We start from the raw sequence: 1,041 nt of genomic DNA, 5'->3' as shown, positions 1-1,041 counted from the left end.
GGCGAGACCCCAATGGGGGTGAACATGCGCAATGGGACCCGGACAAAGACGGTGCTCACCGAGATCGGGCCGGTGGAGATCGAGGTTCCTCGGGATCGTGACGGGTCGTTCGAGCCGGTGATCGTGCCCAAGCGCAAGCGCCGGCTGGACGGGATCGATCAGATCGTGCTGTCGCTGACCGCGCGCGGGCTGACGACCGGGGAGATCGCCGCTCACTTCGACGAGGTCTATGGGGCGAAGGTCTCCAAGGACACGATCAGCCAGATTACCGAGAAGGTCACCGGGGAACTCGCGGAGTGGGCTTCCCGCCCGCTGGATGCGATCTATCCGGTGATCTTCGTCGACGCGATCGTGGTGAAGGTTCGTGACGGGCAGGTCCGCAACACCCCGTTCTACGTCGTCATGGGCGTCACGACGAACGGGGAACGCGACATCCTGGGTATCTGGGCCGGCGACGGCGCGGAAGGGGCGAGGTTCTGGCTGCAGGTGTTCAGCGAGCTGAAGAACCGCGGGGTCGAGGACGTGCTGATCGCGGTGTGCGACGGCCTCAAGGGGTTGCCGGAAGCGATCAACACCACCTGGGAGCAGGCGGTCGTGCAGCAGTGCATCGTGCACCTGATCCGCAACTCGTTCCGTTATGCCGGCCGGCAGCACCGGGATGCGATCGTCCGTTCGCTCAAGCCCGTTTACACGGCCCCGTCCGAGCAGGCGGCGAAGGACAGGTTCGAGGAGTTCGCCGCCGAGTGGGGTGAGCGGTATCCAGCGATCGTGCAGCTCTGGCGCAACTCCTGGGCGGAGTTCGTGCCGTTCCTCGAATACGACGTCGAGATCCGTCAAGTGATCTGCACGACCAACGCGATCGAGTCGATCAACGCGAGATACCGGCGGGCCGTCCGAGCCCGCGGACACTTCCCGAACGAGCAAGCGGCGTTGAAGTGCTTGTACCTGGTGACACGCTCGCTTGACCCCACCGGCGGCGGGAGGGCACGCTGGATGATGAGGTGGAAGCCCGCGCTGAACGCGTTCGCGATCACCTTCGCC

Annotated in this window: 1 protein-coding gene; it reads left to right on the top strand. The window is 65.1% G+C overall.

From position 1 onward, the window contains the following. On the top strand, positions 1 to 1,041 hold a 1,041-nt coding region (locus ABD283_RS14290; protein WP_344225599.1), incomplete at both ends, for an IS256 family transposase.

Source organism: Kocuria atrinae (genome assembly GCF_039531425.1).
In the GTDB taxonomy this organism is placed as follows: Bacteria; Actinomycetota; Actinomycetes; order Actinomycetales; family Micrococcaceae; genus Kocuria; species Kocuria atrinae.
The sequence above is the reverse complement of the archived record's forward strand: the minus strand, read 5'-3'. Positions and strand labels throughout refer to the sequence as shown.